This is a genomic window from Rhodococcus sp. O3 (genome assembly GCF_048897285.1).
Lineage (GTDB): Bacteria > Actinomycetota > Actinomycetes > Mycobacteriales > Mycobacteriaceae > Rhodococcus.
The window spans coordinates 1-14465 of sequence record NZ_JBMBTE010000122.1 but is presented as its reverse complement, the minus strand read 5'-3'; the positions used below and the strand labels follow the sequence as shown (position 1 = coordinate 14465).

Sequence of the window (14465 nt, the reverse complement as noted above, 5' to 3'; positions counted from 1 at the left end):
GATACGCAGAAGGCGGCGGTGTACGAGGCCGAGTCGCTGGTGCGCCGCATGTTCGACCTCGCCGACGAGCGCGGGATCCGGGAAGTGGAGATCGCCGGATCTCGTGTAACGCTCCCGGTGGAGCGCCGGTTCGCGTCGATCGAGTCGGTACAGGCGTATCTGGATGCGGTGCTGGCTCTCAACTGGGTTCGGGAGCGCTGGCCGCGCGCCGCTGTGCGGGTGCGGGTACGGGCGCGCGCCGGGAACACGGCAGCGCACTACGAAAGTGATTCCGCGGTCATCGCACTGCCGGAACACCGCGCGAACACGGCCTGGGCGTTCCGGGAACTGGTGGTCCTCCACGAACTCGCGCACCATCTGGATCCGTCGGATCCGGACGATCCGGCCGAACCGGCACACGGGGCGGCATTCGTCGACCGTTTCCTGACGCTGGCGGGCGAGATCATCGGGCCCGAGGCTGCGTTCGCGTTGCGCGCGTGCGGATTCGCCGCCTGCGAATGACGGTTCCGTAGTTACCGGCTCTCGTTTCCGGCTCTGCCGTTTCCGGCTCTGCGGCTTTCGGCTCTGCGGTTTTCGACCGGTCAAGGCATGTCGGGGCGACGGTGCGACCACCGGCGGATCCGCGAGCGTCCCTCATCGGCCGCGTGAATCACCTTGTCTCCCAGCTTCTTCGACTCGGCGACGAAGCGCTGCCGGCTCCCCTTGTCCTCGGTGCGATGGTTTCCGGTCCACCGACCCACCGTCTGCTTCGCCCTTCCGGCGGCAGCCTCGGCGCTGTGCTTGATCCGGTTCGTGAGGTGGGCCATGGTGCGCTCCTGTCCGGCCACGTGCGGTCGTTCGTCGAGTTCGGATACCCCCACCCCGCCCAGGGAAACCGGACGCCAACATACCGACCGGTCCGCATCTTAGGGTCGAAGATCAACTCCGGATCGATGTTTCGCGAAGTGTGACGCAGGTTACTCCAGTCCCACGTGCAGGCGGACGCCCGCAGAGTTTCGATCGCCGACTCTCCCCGCGGGGACGGGTCGCAGCCGAAGGAGATGACCATGAAGGGTGGAGCACGAATTGCCGCGGGGGTCGGCATCGGCTACATGCTCGGACGTACCCACAAGATGCGACTCGCTCTGATGCTCGCGGGTGCGGGCCTGAGCGGACGCCTCCCCGGTACCCCTCAGGAATTGATGAAACGCGGTGTCTCCGCTCTGGGATCGTCACCGGAAATCGGCAAGATCACCGAATCCGTTCGGGGAGAACTGCTCAGCGCGGCACGTGCCGCGGCGGTCACCGCCGCGAGCAACCGGATCGACTCGCTCAACGAGCGACTTCAGCAGGGCGGGAGTCTGCTGCCCAGCAAGAGTTCCAAGAGCTCCAAGGCAGAGGACGAGGACTACGAGGAACCCGAGGACGAATACGACGAGGACGAGCAGGGTGCCTACGAGGACGAGCCCACCGACGAGGAGGACACCTCGGAGGAGGACACCGGAGACGAAGGCACGGGCGAAGAGGCCTCCGGCGAAGAGGACACGGAGGATGCCGAGCCCGAGGAGGAGCGGAAGCCCGCAAAGAAGCGGCCCCCGGCCCGTCGCCGGACCTCCGAGAGCGCCTCGTCGACACGGTCGCGATCCGCGCCCCGCCGTAAGAAGTCCGATGAGGACGACGAACAAGCGCCCAAGCCACGCCGCCGAAGCACCCGGTCCGAGAGTTCGGCCTCCGGGCGCGCCCCCGTGCGGCGCACGAGGAGCTGAGTCCCATGACCAAGGCACTGTCCGATACCACCCGGAAGGTGGGTAAGGCCGCGACCGGCGCGGCGGGAAAGGCCGGCAAGACCGCAACCGGCGCCGCCGGCCGAGCAGGCAAGGCGGCAACGCGCGCGACCGGTTCGGCGCAGAAGGCGGCCGGCGACGCCACCTCGACCGGGCATCTGCAGAACGCACTGCAGACCCTCGCCGGAACCGTCACCGAGCGGGCCGTGGACACCGTCACCGACAAGATCACCGGAACCGCCGGGCGACTGCACGACTATGCCGAAGGCAGCGGCAACACCGGTCTGCTGTCGGCGCTGACGGGCGTCGAGAAGCTCTCGGAAGGCGGTTCACCGCTCAAGGCCGCCATGAGCGCCGGATTCGAGGGCGTCAAGGGCACGGCCAAACAGAAGTTCCAGGACGTGAAGGAGTCCTTCGGCGGTGGTGGTGGCCGGAAAGGCTCGGGCGGCAAGAAGATCAAGCTCACCAACATCGTCGAGCAGATCGACGTCGGGGTGCCCGTCCGGCTCGCCTACGACCAGTGGACCCAGTTCGCCGACTGGCCGAAGTTCATGAAGAAGGTCGAGCAGGTCGAGCAGGCCGACGACGAGAAGCTGCAGTGGACCGGCAAGGTCTTCTGGTCTCGCCGGAACTGGGAGTCGACGATTCTCGAACAGGTCCCGTTCGAACGGATCGTGTGGCGTTCCAAGGGCGGCAAGGGCTATATCGACGGCGCGGTGACCTTCCACGAGATCACCGAGAATCTCACGCGGATCATCCTGGTGCTCGAATACCACCCCCGCGGCCTGTTCGAGAAGACCGCGAACCTGTGGCGGGCCGTGGGACGGCGATCCAGACTGGAACTCAAGCACTTCCAGCGTCACGTCATGACCGAGAGCGTCCTGCATCCCGACGACATCGAGGGCTGGCACGGCGAGATCCGCGACAGCAAGGTGGTCAAGGACGACGAGACCGCCCGCCGCGAGGAGCAGGAGGAACAGGAAGAGGACGAAGGGTACGACGAGCAGGACGAAGCTGCCGAAGAACCCGAAGAAGACACTGTCGAAGAACCCGAAGACGAAGAGGAGGGGTCCGAGGAAGAGGAGCCCGAGGACGAATACGACGAGGACGAATACGACGACGAGCTCGAGGACGAGGACGAAGAGCCCGGCGAAGAGGAGCCCGAAGAGGAGCCCGAGGAGGAGCCCGAAGAGGACGAAGCCGAGGAAGAACCTCCCGCTCGCCGTAGGGCACCCGCACGGAGCCGGGCACGAGCCACGTCCGGAACGAAACGAGGAGCCAGGAAATGACCATCCAACCCGCCGGCGGCGGTGGCGGCGGTGGCGGCGGCACGATGGCGCGCCCGAACTCGTCCGGTCTCGCCGAAGTCATCGACACCATCCTCGACAAGGGCCTCGTGATCGACGCGTTCGTGCGGGTCTCCCTCGTCGGCATCGAACTGCTGACGATCGACGCCCGCGTGGTCGTCGCCAGCGTCGACACCTACCTGCGTTTCGCCGAGGCCGTGAACCGTCTGGAGATCTCCGACAACGAACCGAAGGGCCTGCCCGATCTCGTCGGTGACATCACCTCGGGCGGAGCGAAACACAAGACCAAGGGAGCGCTGGAAGCGGCCACCGAGAAGGTCTCCGATTTCCTCGGAGACGTCGACGAAAAGCGGCAGCGCGCACCGCGCGGATCGAAGAGAGGGGAGTAGCGATGACCGACACGACCGCGGATGAACGTACGCCGGAGGAGCAGGGAGTCACCGGCAGCACGGGCATCTACGTCTACGGCATCGTCCCGGGCGACGTGGAAGCGGAATCACACGCGACCGGCGTGGGCGACCCCCCGAGCGACGTCTCGGTCGTACGCAGCGGCGAAATCGCTGCGCTGGTCAGCGAGATACCGGTCGACCGGCCCCTCGGCACGCCCGACGATCTCAAGGCCCATGCGGAACTGCTGGACGGGACCGCCGCCGTGGCACCGGTGCTGCCGCTCCGGTTCGGGGCGGTGCTGTCGGACGAGGACGCGGTGTCCGAGGAACTGCTCGACGCCCATCGCGACGAATTCGAAGCGGCGCTGAACGAACTCGAGGGCAAGGCGCAGTTCGTCGTCAAGGCACGCTACGACGAAAGAGCCGTCCTCAGTGAGATTCTCGAAGAGAACGCGGATGCGGCGCGCTTGCGCGAAGAGATCCGCGACAAACCCGAGGACGCCACTCGTGACGCGCGAATGATGCTCGGCGAGATCATCACCCAGTCGATCGAAGCAAAGCGCAACGAGGACACCCAGCGGGTCGTCGACGCGCTCGAGGACCTCGAACCGATGGTCAACGTCCGCCAGCCGACGCACGACGAGGACGCTGCGCACGTGGCGGTTCTCATCGAATTGTCCCGGCAGGGCGATCTCGAGGACATCGTGCGTTCCCTCGCGGAAGAATGGGAGGGCCGGGCGGAGATGGATCTGCTCGGGCCGATGGCCGCGTACGACTTCGTGATGAAAAGAGCACCGGAGGACTGAGCCGTGGGACTGATCTCGTCCGTTCTCACATTGCCGATCGCCCCGATCCGGGCGGTGCTGTGGCTCGGCGAACTCATCCAGGACCAGGTCGAGCAGCAATTGCACGACCCGGCCACCATCCGCCGGGAACTCGAGGAGATCGATGAGGCGGCAGCCGCCGGCCGCCTCACCGACGACGAGAAGGCCGCGGCGCAGCAGGCCGTCCTCAACCGGATGATCCGGCCGGATACCGGCGCCCCGCCGATCTAGGAGAAGGGGTGATCACGGTGGCCGGACGAACGACCCGCAAAGACAGCGACGAGCCGGAGTCGCTTCCGCCGTTGTCCGCGGCCGAGGTGGCGCGGATCGCGATCGAGCACCTTTCCGAACTGACGACGAAGGAGCCGCAGGGCGCCACGTCGGTGGAGCCGACCGAGGACGGGTGGACGGTCGAGATCGAAGTGATCGAGGACCGGCGCATCCCGTCGTCGGCGGACATGCTCGCGCTGTACGAGGTCGAGCTGGATCCGGACGGGAACCTGTTGGCCTACAGGAGAACCAAACGCTACGGGCGCGGCAGCACCGACCTGGGCCGAGGAGGAGCGACATGACCGTGGTGGGTGGCGGCTCGTCGTCCCCGCAACCCTACGGCGGTGGACACCAGTCGACGAATCTCGGCGACATCCTCGAGCGGGTCCTGGACAAGGGCCTGGTGATCGCCGGGGACATCCAGGTGAACCTGCTGGACATCGAACTGCTCACCATCAAGCTGCGCCTGGTGATCGCGTCGCTGGAAACGGCCAAGGCCGTAGGCATCGACTGGTGGGAGACCGACCCGTGGCTCAGCAGCAAGGGCAAACGCGCGGAAATCGAAGGCACGCAACAGGACCTCGAAGTCGAGAATCGGAAACTGCGGGACCGGATTGCGGAACTCGAGGCCGCACGGAGAGAACCGGTCGCCGCCGAGGTCGAGGACGCCGAAGTCGAGGATGCAGAGGTGACCGACGATGACGGCTGATCACGGCGTGTGGGTGTACGCGGTGACGGGTGCCGACCTGCCGGAAGAAGCCGTCTCCGGCGTGACGGGGGTTGCTCGCGAGCCGGTCCGCGCCGTGTCCGCCGCCGGACTGACCGCCGTCGTCGGCACGGTGCCGCTCGGTGAGTTCGGAGAGGAGGCGTTGCGCAGCAACCTCGAGAATCTCGAATGGCTCGAGACGGTGGCGCGCACGCACGATGCCGTCGTGTCCGCCGTGGTGCGGTGGGCTCCGGCGATTCCCCTGCGACTGGCCACCGTGTATCTCGACGAAGCGCGCGTCTGCGACGTGCTCGAGGCGCGCCGGGCGGACTTCGACGCGGCGCTCACCCTCGTCGCGGGACGTACCGAATGGGGTGTGAAGGCGTACGCGGACGTGGAGGCGATCGCCGCCGGCGCTGTGGAGTCCGCTGGATCCGGAGCCGAGAAGGGAACCGGCACAGCCTATCTACTGCGGCGGAAGGCGCAGCTGTCCGCGCGGGAGGATGCCGAACGCGCCGCAGCGGACCGCGCCGACACCCTCCATGCACTGCTGCTGCAGCACTCGGCCGCGGGGCGCAGGCAACCTCCGACCGACCCTACGCTGAGCGGTCGACGGGACAGGATGGTGCTCAACGGCACCTACCTCGTGGACGACGCGCGCAGCGACGAGTTCGCCGACGCGGTCGCGGCGGCGCGCACCCAGTTCGACGGGCTCGAGCTGGAACTCACGGGTCCGTGGCCCCCGTACTCCTTCGCGGGTGTGGACCGGGGGAACCCGTGAGCGAGGTGCCCGAGGAGCGGCGGATCGCGCTCGTCGACCTGCTCGACCGGGTGCTGGCCGGTGGTGTCGTCATCGTCGGCGACGTGGTGCTCTCGGTCGCCGACGTGGACATGGTCCGCATCTCGTTGCGGACCCTGATCTCGTCGGTCCGTGCCATCGCCGAGGACCAGTGGATCGAACAGCAGGGAATCGAACAGCAGGGAATCGAGGGTCCGTGACCGAATTCGGCGGGCTGCCACCGCGTATCGACTCCGACCCCGAATCCGTGGAGCGGGGTCTGGTCACCCTGGTGCTGACCCTCGTCGAGCTCCTCCGCCAGTTGATGGAACGGCAGGCACTGCGACGGGTCGACCAGGGCGACCTCAGCGACGAGCAGATCGAACGCATCGGCACCACGCTGATGCTGCTCGAGCAGCGCATGGACGAGCTGCGCGAGCATTTCGGCCTGACGCCCGAAGATCTCAACATCGATCTCGGGCCGCTCGGTCCCCTGCTGCCGCCACCCTGAACTTCGATCAGTTTCCGGTGACGTCCACCCGCTCGTGCTCGGTGACCGCCCCGGCCAGGACCCGCAGGTGGTCCTCGGTGCTGCCGAGAGTGTGTTCGATCGCGGTCAGCCTGCTGACGTAGTGCCCGACCGGATATTCGGCGGTCATACCGATACCGCCGTGCATCTGGATCGCTTCCTGCCCGATGCTGCGGGCGGACCTGCCGACCTGCAGCTTGGCCCGGGAGGCGACGGTCGGGTCGACGATGCCGTCGGACAGTGCCATCGTCGCGTACAGGCTCAGGCTCGTAGCGAGTTCGAGGAGCACGTACATGTCGGCGGCGCGGTGGGTCAGCGCCTGGAAGCGGGCGATGGGCGCACCGAACTGCTTGCGCTGCTTCAGGTATTCGGTCGTCAGCCGCAGAGTTTCCTGCATCGCGCCGACCGCTTCGGCGCACAGCGCGGCCTGCGCACGTACCTGTGCGGCGACGATCGCGTCGGCCGCGTCGGCAACGTCGGAGGCACCGAGCGGTTCGGCGGTGACGCCCTCGAGGGCGAGTTGGGCGCCGCGGCGTTCGTCGTGGGTGCGGTACGCGGTGCGGGTCAGGCCCTCGGCGGATGCGTCCACGAGGAACAATCCGGTTCCGCCCTCGGGCAGGGTCGCGGACACCACGAACGTGTCGGCGCAATCACCGTGCAGCACAGGGTTCTTGCGTCCCGTGAGGGTCCAGACGTCACCGCTGCGGGTCGCGGCGGTCCGCACGTCCGTGAACGGCCAGCGGCTACCGGGCTCGTCGTGTGCGAACGCGAGCAGCAGCTCTCCCTCGGCGACGCGAGGCAGGATCGCGCCGCGCTGCTCGTCGCTCCCGACCTCGGCGACGAGCCCACCGGGCGTGTACACCGCGTCGAGCAGGGGTTCCGGTGCCAGTGCGCGCCCGATCTCGGTCATCACGGCCATCGTCTCGACCGGCCCGGCGCCCATGCCGCCGTGTTCCTCGGGGAAGGGCAGCCCGAGCAGGCCGAGCTCGGCGAACTGCCGCCACACCTCCGGGTTCCAGCCACGGTCGGTCGCGGTGATCGCGTTACGGGTTTCCGCGTCGTACACCCCGGACAGCAGGTCGCGGGTGGTCTTGCGGAGCAGATCCTGTTCGGTGTCGAGTTCGAAATTCATGGTGGCTGCTCACAATCCGAGAATGGAGGAGGCGATGATCTGACGCTGGACCTCGCTCGATCCGCTGTAGATCGAGACCTTGCGGTTGTTGAGGTAGACCGGGGCGGAGCGTTGTGCCCAGTCGGGGGAGTCGATGCCGTCGGCGCCGACGGGCAGCGAATCGGGACCGGCGATGTCGGTGAGCAACTCGGTCGCGGCCTGCTGCAGCTCCGAGCCGCGCAGCTTCAGCAGCGACGACGCCGGATTCGGCTTTCCGTCGGCGGAACTCGCGACGACGCGCAGCTGGGTCAATTCCAGTGCCAGCAGCTCGTTTTCGAGTTCGGCGACGCGCGCGGCGAACAGCGGGTCGTCGAGCAGCGACCCGGATCCGAGGCGGACCTGGGCGGCGAGTTTCTTGGCGCGTGCGATGCGGACCTTCGTGGCGCCGACCCGCGCGACCCCGGTGCGCTCGTTGCCGAGCAGGAACTTCGCGTAGCTCCAGCCGGCGTTCTCCTCGCCGACGAGGTTCTCGGCCGGGACGCGCACGTCCTCGAAGAACACCTCGTTGACCTCGTAGCCACCGTCGATCAGCTTGATGGGGCGCACCGTGACGCCGGGCGTCTTCATGTCGATGAGCAGGAACGAGATGCCGGCCTGCCGTTTCGGTGCGTTCGGATCGGTGCGGACGAGCGCGAAGATCCAGTCGGCGTGCTGCGCGAGCGTGGTCCACGTCTTCTGGCCGTTGACGATGTAGTCGTCGCCGTCGCGGACCGCGCGGGTCTTGAGGGACGCGAGGTCGGAGCCGGCTTCGGGTTCGGAGAAGCCCTGGCACCACCAGATGTCGAGGTTCGCGGTCGCCGGGAGGAAACGTTCCTTGAGCTCCTGGGAGCCGAATTCGGCGATGACGGGACCGACCATCGCGGTGTTGAACGGCAGCGGGTCGGGGACGGACGCGAGCTGCAGTTCGTCGAGCCACAGGTGCCGCTGGACCGAGGTCCAGTCCTTTCCGCCCCATTCGACGGGCCAGTGCGGCACGGCGAGGCCGTGCGCGTTGAGGATCCGCTGGCTGGTGACGATGTCGTCGCGGCCGAGCGGGCGGCCGGCGGCCACGCGTTCGCGGAGCTCGGCGGGGATCTCGGTGGTGAAGAACGTGCGCAGTTCGTCGCGGAATGCGAGTTCCTCGTCGGTGAGAGTCAGATTCATGATGGCCTTCCGTCCCGGTGATGGACGCGGACGCGCGGCGGCTCCGCGTCGCCCCGACGATAAACCGTACACTGTTAGGACGTCCAGGTCCCCGCTTCGAGGAGGATGCCGATGGCCCGGCCCCGGACACCGCTGCTGAGCCGGCAGCTGATCCGCGACACCACCCTGCGCATGATCGACGAGCACGGCCTCGGGGACGTCTCGATGCGCCGGATCGCCACCGAACTCGGAGTCCGCGCGCCCTCGCTCTACACGCACTACCCGACCAAGGACGCGCTGCTCGACGACATCGGCAACCTCATCGCCGACGACGTCGACGTCTCGGGTTTCGAAACGGGCGACTGGCGGGAGGCGCTGCGCGCGTGGGCCCGCTCGTACCGGGCGGCGCTGGCCGCGCATCCCAACATGGTTCCGTACCTCGCCTCGAGTCCCGGCACACGCCCGGGGGCTCTCGACCGGGCCGATGCCGTCCACGGCGGTCTGACACGCGCGGGCTGGCCGCCGCGCACCGCCACCCTCATCGGCGCGTCCGTGAAGTACATCGTGCTCGGCGCCGCGATCGCGTCGTTCGCCGGCGGATTCCGCGGCGACCGCGACACCTACGACGACCGCTACCCGCACCTGGCGGACGCGCACCGCCTCGCCGAGCGCGCCGCGGAGATCGATCACGACAGTTTCGAGCTCGCGCTCGAGACGTTCCTCGTGGGACTCGAGCCGCAGTTCGCCGCGCTCGGCGGCAGCCGCTGATCCGGTTTCGGATGCAGGAGGCGATCGGTGGTCCTACCGTGGTTTCCATGACGCGCCCCATCCGCATCGGACTCCAACTCCAGCCCCAGCATCAGCCCGACTACGGCGTCATCCGCGACACCGTCCTGCGCGCCGAGGACGCCGGCGTCGACATCGTGTTCAACTGGGATCACTTCTATCCGCTCACCGGTGACCCCGACGGTGCTCACTTCGAGTGCTGGACGATGCTCGGCGCCTGGGCCGAGCAGACCGAGCGCGTCGAGTTCGGCGCACTCGTCACCTGCGGCGGTTACCGCAACCCGGATCTGCTGGCCGACATGGCCCGCACCGTCGACCACATCAGCGGTGGGCGGCTGATCCTCGGCATCGGGGCGGGCTGGTTCGAGAAGGACTACGAGGAGTACGGCTACGAGTTCGGGACCAAGGGTGCGCGCCTCGCCCTACTCGCCGAATATCTGCCGCGCATCACCGCGCGGCTCGGCAAGCTGAATCCACCCCCGACACGCCATATCCCGATCCTCATCGGCGGTGGTGGCCCGCGGAAGACACTGCCGCTCGTCGCGAAGTACAGCAACATCTGGCACAGCTTCGGTGACCTCGGCACCCACGTCGAGAAGTGGGGAATCGTCGAGAAGCGGTGCGCCGAGATCGGCCGGCACGCGTCGGAGATCGAACGGTCGGTGCCGTGGCCCGGCGTCGACCAGGCCGCCGCCTACGCGGATGCGGGGGTCACGCTGTTCACCGTCGGCGTCAGCGGCCCGGACTACGACCTGGCGCCACTGGTCGAGGCCATCGGGTGGCGTGATGAGAACTCGCCGCCGCCGCTGTCCGGTCTCGCCTGACCCGTCACCCCACTACTGTCGGGTTCATGACACGACAGGTGAGTGTGTGGGGTGGAACTTTCTGGCTGAGCGGGAAGACCCGGGAAGCGGCGCTGGACGCGGCGCGCGAACTCGATGAACTTGGGTATTCGAGGCTGTGGACGTCCGGCGGATTCCGGGACGGCGTTCCGTCGATCTACGGCCAAGTTCTGGATGCGACAACGCGTCTCGGTGTCGCCAGCGGCATTCTGAGCATCTGGCACGCCGATCCGGCGGCCACCGTCGAAACCGTCCGCGGGTTCGAGGAGGATCATCCGGGCCGTTTCCTGCTCGGCCTCGGCACGAGCCACGCGCCCGTCGTCGACGCGAAGGGCCCGAACACGTACGCCAAGCCGTACAGCCGGATGGTCGAGTACCTCGACGCCCTGGACGCCGAGGGGTTGCCGTCGGAGCGCCGGGTGCTGGCCGCACTCGGGCCGCGCATGCTCACCCTGTCCGCCGAGCGGTCCGCGGGTGCGCACCCCTACTTCGTCCCTGCCGAGCACACCGCGCAGGCACGGGACATCCTCGGTGACGGTCCGCTGCTGGCACCGGAGGTCGCGGTGGTGCTCGAGCGCGACGAGGACACCGCCCGCGCGATCTGGCACGCGTACATGAGCTCCTACCTGGCGCTGCCGAACTACTCGAACAACCTTCGTCGTCTCGGATACAGCGACGACGACCTGACCGGGGGCGGCAGCGACAAGCTGATGGACGCGCTGATTCCGTGGGGTGATCTCGACACGGTGGTCGCGGGGATCGAGAAGCACTACGAGGCCGGGGCCGACGAGGTCGCGATCCAGGTGCTCACCGCCGACCCGTTCACGTTCCCGAGTTCCGCGTATCGGGAGCTCGTCGGGGCACTTGTGTAGACGGAGCTCTGTGTGCCTTTGTGGCGGTCCCAGCCGCCACAAAGGCACACGGGCGGGTTAGCCCGCGCGGAACTCCTTGCCGGAGACGATCGCGGACGGCCTTCCGTCCGGACCCACCGGAATGTCGCCTTCGACCGTGGTGCGGTAGAGCACGCGGTCGACGTCGAGATGATCGAGATCGGACGGCGCTCGATGCGCCGTCGCGCGGTTGTCCCAGATCGCCAGACTGTCCTTCCGCCAACGGATCCGGGCGGTGTATGCGGGGTCGGTGATCTGCTCGAACAGCAGGTCGAGGATGCGGTCGCTCTGACTCGGTGACAGACCGATGATCCTGCTCGTGAAGCCCGGATTGACGAACAGCAACTTCTCCCCGGTTTCCGGATGTACCCGCACGACAGGGTGCTCCGAGACCGTCGGCCCCGCCGCGGCCGCCTTCGCCACCGTGCTCGTCGCGCTGTAATACGGCTTCCGTCCCCCGAATCGGTGCTCGGCACGCAACCCGTCCACGAAGTGCTTGAGCGAGCCCGGCAGATCCGCGTACGCCGCCGCGAGATCGGTGAAGTGGGTGTCCCCGCCGACGTCCGGAACGAGTTCGGCGCGAAGGACGGACAGCGCCGGCGGGTTCACCACCGCGGTCACGTCGGTGTGCCACCAGTTGGCGTAGCTGACCTTGCGACTGCCGAATTTCTCTGCGTACAAACGGCTGTCGACTTCGAGGATCTGCGGGTATCCCGGTGCCCCCTTCTCGGTTTCGAGCGGGTGCGAGGGTGTGACCTTTCCGAAGTACGACGTCAGCCGGATGTGTTCGTCGTGGGTCAATCGCTGATCCGCGAAGTAGAGAACCTTGTGCTTCAGCAGTGCCGCGCGTAGTGCCGCGATCGTCTCGGCCGGCAGTTCGGAGGACAGGTCGACGCCCGAGATCTCGGCTCCGATGTGTCCGGCGATCGGTGCCACGGAGAGGGAGGAGACCAGGTTGGGGCGGTCGTCGACGAGTGTCATGGATCCACTTTCGGTTCGAGCGAAACGAGGGTGCCGTGAACGGTAGTGCGGACCAACGGATCCGGGACCGGTTGGAATCGACACGGTTCGAATCCGTCCGCGGAACAGGGCGGCCCTTGCCTCCGGACCTGTCACTCTGTTAACTGTAGTTGCGGTCGTCGTTCGCTCCGAACGACCGCCCCGTCGACCCAGGGAAGAGACGTCATGGACATCGAAGTACTCGGACGCGTACTGACCACGCTGCCGGAGAACGACGACCACCCGTACCGCACCGGCCCGTGGCGGCCGCAGCACACCGAGTGGCGCGCCGACGACCTCACCGTCGTCGGCGAACTTCCGCGCGACCTCGACGGCGTCTACCTGCGCAACACCGAGAACCCGGCGCATCCCGCACTCGAGGGTCTCTACCACCCGTTCGACGGCGACGGCATGATCCACGCCGTCGGATTTCGCGACGGAAAAGCGTTCTACCGCAACCGGTTCGTCCGCACCGACGGCTTTCTCGCCGAGCAGGAGGCCGGAGGCCCGCTGTGGGCGGGCATCGCCGAGCGCCCCGAGAACTCGATCCGGCAGGACGGCTGGGGCGCGCGCGGTCGCATGAAGGACGGCTCGAGCACCGACATCACCGTGCACAACGGGGTCGCGCTGTCGAGTTTCTGGCAGTGCGGTGAGCTGTACCGCCTGGATCCGACCACGCTCGAGACGCTCGGGAAGTCGACCTGGCACGGCGACTTCCCGTCCACGGGTGTCTCCGCGCACCCGAAGGTCGACGAGCGGACCGGCGAGATGCTGTTCTTCGACTACACCACCGACGCGCCCTACATGCACTACGGCGTCGTCGACGCACAGGACCGCCTGGTGCACTACGTCGACGTGGAACTGCCCGGTCCGCGCCTGCCGCACGACATGGCCTTCACCGAGAACTACGCGATCCTCAACGACTGCCCGCTGTTCTGGCTGCCGCAGCTCCTCGAACGCGGCCGGTACGTCCCGAAGTACCACCCGGACATGCCGATGCGCCTCGGGGTGATCCCGCGCCGCGGCAACTCCGACGAGATCGTGTGGTTCGACGCCGACCCCACCTACGTCCTGCACTGGACCAATGCCTACGAGAGCGGCGACGAGATCGTCCTCGAGGGCTTCCACCAGAGCGACCCCGAACCCGCCGACGACGGAAACGGCGACATCTACAAACGGCTGTTCCGGTCCCTCGCTCTCGACCGCATGGGCACCCACCTGCACCGGTGGCGGCTGAACCTGCGCACCGGTCAGGTGAAGGAGGAACGGCTGTCCGAGTCGATCACCGAATTCGGCATGATCAACCCGCACCACGCGGGGGTGCCGCACCGCTACACCTACGCCGCGACGGGCGTGCCCGGCTGGTTCCTGTTCGACGGCCTCGTCAAGCACGACGTGCTCACCGGCAACGAGGAGCACTACGCGTTCGGCGACGGCGTGTTCGGCAGCGAAACCGTGATGGCGCCGCGCATCGGGTCGACGTCCGAGGACGACGGCTACCTCGTCACCCTCGTCACCGACATGAACGAGGACCGCTCCGAATGCCTCGTGTTCGATGCGCAGAACGTCGCCGACGGTCCCATCGCGCGGATGCAGCTGCCCGAGCGGATCTCGAGCGGCACGCATTCGACGTGGGCCGCCGGATCGTCGCTACCCGGCTGGCGTGAGGACGACCGGCCGGGCAGCACGATCGGCTTGTAAGCTGCCCCGGTGCCCGGTCCCACCACGTTCACCACGCTCGAACCGGGCGGCGACAACGCGCTCGCGGTGACCCTCGGGATCCTCGGCGACGAATGGAACCTGTGGATCCTCCGCTCGGCACTGCTCGGCGCACGCCGGTACGGCGACTGGATCGCGCGCGGTCCCATCTCCCACGCGGTGCTGACCGCGCGGCTGGGCCGGTTGACCGAGGCCGGGTTGTTCGAGAAGGTCGTCTACCAGCAGCAACCGGTACGCCACGAGTACGTGCTCACCGCGCGCGGACGCAGCGTGTGGACCGTCCTCGTGAGCATGTGGGCGTGGGAGCAGCACTGGTCGGCCGATGCGGGAGCGCGCCTGCCGCGTCGGCGCCACACCGCGTGCGGGCAGC

20 protein-coding genes are annotated in these 14465 nt (G+C 67.7%); 16 read left to right on the top strand and 4 right to left on the bottom strand.

The genetic code is table 11. The features are described from left to right. On the top strand, positions 1–501 hold a 501-nt coding region (locus tag ACN675_RS23700; protein ID WP_420753166.1), incomplete at its 5' end, for a TIGR04338 family metallohydrolase. Between the two features lie 80 nt (positions 502–581). On the opposite strand, the gene ACN675_RS23695 is transcribed toward ACN675_RS23700, so the two are convergent. Beyond that, the gene (locus ACN675_RS23695) at positions 582–806 is read right to left on the bottom strand and encodes a CsbD family protein (RefSeq protein WP_420753165.1); all 225 of its coding nucleotides are present in this window, start codon (positions 804–806) and stop codon (positions 582–584) included. A gap of 240 nt (positions 807–1046) precedes the next feature. Here ACN675_RS23695 and ACN675_RS23690 point away from each other — a divergent pair, with 240 nt between their 5' ends. From ACN675_RS23690 to ACN675_RS23645, 10 genes are read left to right on the top strand one after another with little or no spacing between them, the layout of a single operon-like run. Beyond that, entirely contained in the window at positions 1047–1745 is a 699-nt protein-coding gene (locus tag ACN675_RS23690) for a hypothetical protein (RefSeq protein ID WP_420753164.1), read from the top strand. 5 nt (positions 1746–1750) lie between these two features. After that, entirely contained in the window at positions 1751–3052 is a 1302-nt protein-coding gene (locus ACN675_RS23685; RefSeq protein ID WP_420753163.1) for an SRPBCC family protein, read from the top strand. Then, entirely contained in the window at positions 3049–3459 is a 411-nt protein-coding gene (gene gvpJ / locus ACN675_RS23680; RefSeq protein ID WP_420753162.1) for a gas vesicle protein GvpJ, read from the top strand. Before ACN675_RS23685 ends, gvpJ (ACN675_RS23680) begins: the two co-directional genes overlap by 4 nt. A 2-nt stretch (positions 3460–3461) precedes the next feature. Then, entirely contained in the window at positions 3462–4265 is an 804-nt protein-coding gene (locus ACN675_RS23675; RefSeq protein WP_420753161.1) for a GvpL/GvpF family gas vesicle protein, read from the top strand. Between the two features lie 3 nt (positions 4266–4268). After that, positions 4269–4514, top strand: a complete 246-nt coding sequence (locus ACN675_RS23670) for a gas vesicle protein GvpG (protein WP_420753160.1) — start codon at positions 4269–4271, stop codon at positions 4512–4514. Between the two features lie 17 nt (positions 4515–4531). After that, on the top strand, positions 4532–4855 hold the full coding sequence (locus ACN675_RS23665) for a gas vesicle protein (RefSeq protein ID WP_420753159.1): 324 nt from the start codon (positions 4532–4534) through the stop codon (positions 4853–4855). Beyond that, positions 4852–5262, top strand: coding sequence for a gas vesicle protein GvpJ (gene gvpJ / locus ACN675_RS23660; RefSeq protein ID WP_420753158.1), 411 nt, complete (start codon positions 4852–4854; stop codon positions 5260–5262). The genes ACN675_RS23665 and gvpJ (ACN675_RS23660) overlap by 4 nt, the downstream gene beginning before the upstream one ends. Continuing rightward, the gene (locus ACN675_RS23655) at positions 5252–6040 is read left to right on the top strand and encodes a GvpL/GvpF family gas vesicle protein (RefSeq protein WP_420753157.1); all 789 of its coding nucleotides are present in this window, start codon (positions 5252–5254) and stop codon (positions 6038–6040) included. The genes gvpJ (ACN675_RS23660) and ACN675_RS23655 overlap by 11 nt, the downstream gene beginning before the upstream one ends. Beyond that, positions 6037–6258, top strand: a complete 222-nt coding sequence (gvpJ, locus tag ACN675_RS23650) for a gas vesicle protein GvpJ (protein WP_420753156.1) — start codon at positions 6037–6039, stop codon at positions 6256–6258. Before ACN675_RS23655 ends, gvpJ (ACN675_RS23650) begins: the two co-directional genes overlap by 4 nt. Further along, positions 6255–6548 carry a gas vesicle protein K gene (locus tag ACN675_RS23645; protein ID WP_197250157.1) on the top strand — a complete coding sequence of 98 codons (294 nt, stop codon included), beginning with the start codon at positions 6255–6257 and terminating at the stop codon, positions 6546–6548. Before gvpJ (ACN675_RS23650) ends, ACN675_RS23645 begins: the two co-directional genes overlap by 4 nt. A gap of 7 nt (positions 6549–6555) precedes the next feature. Here the strand turns inward: ACN675_RS23645 and ACN675_RS23640 are convergent, their stop codons facing one another. After that, positions 6556–7698: an acyl-CoA dehydrogenase family protein gene (locus ACN675_RS23640; protein ID WP_420753155.1), complete on the bottom strand. Its 1143-nt coding sequence runs from the start codon at positions 7696–7698 to the stop codon at positions 6556–6558. Positions 7699–7707: 9 nt separating this feature from the next. Beyond that, a complete protein-coding gene (locus tag ACN675_RS23635; RefSeq protein WP_420753154.1) occupies positions 7708–8880 on the bottom strand; it encodes an acyl-CoA dehydrogenase family protein in 1173 nt (390 codons plus the stop codon). A 111-nt stretch (positions 8881–8991) separates the two neighbouring features. Here ACN675_RS23635 and ACN675_RS23630 point away from each other — a divergent pair, with 111 nt between their 5' ends. Genes ACN675_RS23630 through ACN675_RS23620 form a run of 3 tightly spaced genes read left to right on the top strand, consistent with a single transcriptional unit; the run spans position 8992 to position 11359 of the window. Next, the gene (locus ACN675_RS23630; RefSeq protein WP_420753153.1) at positions 8992–9627 is read left to right on the top strand and encodes a TetR/AcrR family transcriptional regulator; all 636 of its coding nucleotides are present in this window, start codon (positions 8992–8994) and stop codon (positions 9625–9627) included. 47 nt (positions 9628–9674) lie between these two features. Then, positions 9675–10469: an LLM class F420-dependent oxidoreductase gene (locus ACN675_RS23625; protein ID WP_420753152.1), complete on the top strand. Its 795-nt coding sequence runs from the start codon at positions 9675–9677 to the stop codon at positions 10467–10469. Between the two features lie 26 nt (positions 10470–10495). Beyond that, positions 10496–11359, top strand: coding sequence for an LLM class F420-dependent oxidoreductase (locus tag ACN675_RS23620; protein WP_420753151.1), 864 nt, complete (start codon positions 10496–10498; stop codon positions 11357–11359). 57 nt (positions 11360–11416) lie between these two features. Here the strand turns inward: ACN675_RS23620 and ACN675_RS23615 are convergent, their stop codons facing one another. Next, a complete protein-coding gene (locus tag ACN675_RS23615) occupies positions 11417–12358 on the bottom strand; it encodes a TauD/TfdA dioxygenase family protein (RefSeq protein ID WP_420753150.1) in 942 nt (313 codons plus the stop codon). 204 nt (positions 12359–12562) lie between these two features. Here ACN675_RS23615 and ACN675_RS23610 point away from each other — a divergent pair, with 204 nt between their 5' ends. Together ACN675_RS23610 and ACN675_RS23605 are read left to right on the top strand one after the other, a co-directional pair. Then, entirely contained in the window at positions 12563–14077 is a 1515-nt protein-coding gene (locus ACN675_RS23610; protein WP_420753149.1) for a carotenoid oxygenase family protein, read from the top strand. 9 nt (positions 14078–14086) lie between these two features. Beyond that, positions 14087–14465, top strand: a 379-nt coding sequence (locus ACN675_RS23605) for a winged helix-turn-helix transcriptional regulator (protein ID WP_420753148.1), incomplete at its 3' end; no start/stop codon positions are given.

Excerpts from the sequence above, each read along its gene's own strand:
- ACN675_RS23695 (WP_420753165.1), bottom strand. The coding sequence starts at position 806 with ATGGCCCACCTCACGAACCGGATCAAGCACAGCGCCGAGGCTGCCGCC.
- ACN675_RS23690 (WP_420753164.1), top strand. The coding sequence starts at position 1,047 with ATGAAGGGTGGAGCACGAATTGCCGCGGGGGTCGGCATCGGCTACATG.
- ACN675_RS23685 (WP_420753163.1), top strand. The coding sequence starts at position 1,751 with ATGACCAAGGCACTGTCCGATACCACCCGGAAGGTGGGTAAGGCCGCG.
- gvpJ (WP_420753162.1), top strand. The coding sequence starts at position 3,049 with ATGACCATCCAACCCGCCGGCGGCGGTGGCGGCGGTGGCGGCGGCACG.
- ACN675_RS23675 (WP_420753161.1), top strand. The coding sequence starts at position 3,462 with ATGACCGACACGACCGCGGATGAACGTACGCCGGAGGAGCAGGGAGTC.
- gvpJ (WP_420753158.1), top strand. The coding sequence starts at position 4,852 with ATGACCGTGGTGGGTGGCGGCTCGTCGTCCCCGCAACCCTACGGCGGT.
- ACN675_RS23655 (WP_420753157.1), top strand. The coding sequence starts at position 5,252 with ATGACGGCTGATCACGGCGTGTGGGTGTACGCGGTGACGGGTGCCGAC.
- ACN675_RS23640 (WP_420753155.1), bottom strand. The coding sequence starts at position 7,698 with ATGAATTTCGAACTCGACACCGAACAGGATCTGCTCCGCAAGACCACC.
- ACN675_RS23635 (WP_420753154.1), bottom strand. The coding sequence starts at position 8,880 with ATGAATCTGACTCTCACCGACGAGGAACTCGCATTCCGCGACGAACTG.
- ACN675_RS23630 (WP_420753153.1), top strand. The coding sequence starts at position 8,992 with ATGGCCCGGCCCCGGACACCGCTGCTGAGCCGGCAGCTGATCCGCGAC.
- ACN675_RS23625 (WP_420753152.1), top strand. The coding sequence starts at position 9,675 with ATGACGCGCCCCATCCGCATCGGACTCCAACTCCAGCCCCAGCATCAG.
- ACN675_RS23620 (WP_420753151.1), top strand. The coding sequence starts at position 10,496 with ATGACACGACAGGTGAGTGTGTGGGGTGGAACTTTCTGGCTGAGCGGG.
- ACN675_RS23615 (WP_420753150.1), bottom strand. The coding sequence starts at position 12,358 with ATGACACTCGTCGACGACCGCCCCAACCTGGTCTCCTCCCTCTCCGTG.
- ACN675_RS23610 (WP_420753149.1), top strand. The coding sequence starts at position 12,563 with ATGGACATCGAAGTACTCGGACGCGTACTGACCACGCTGCCGGAGAAC.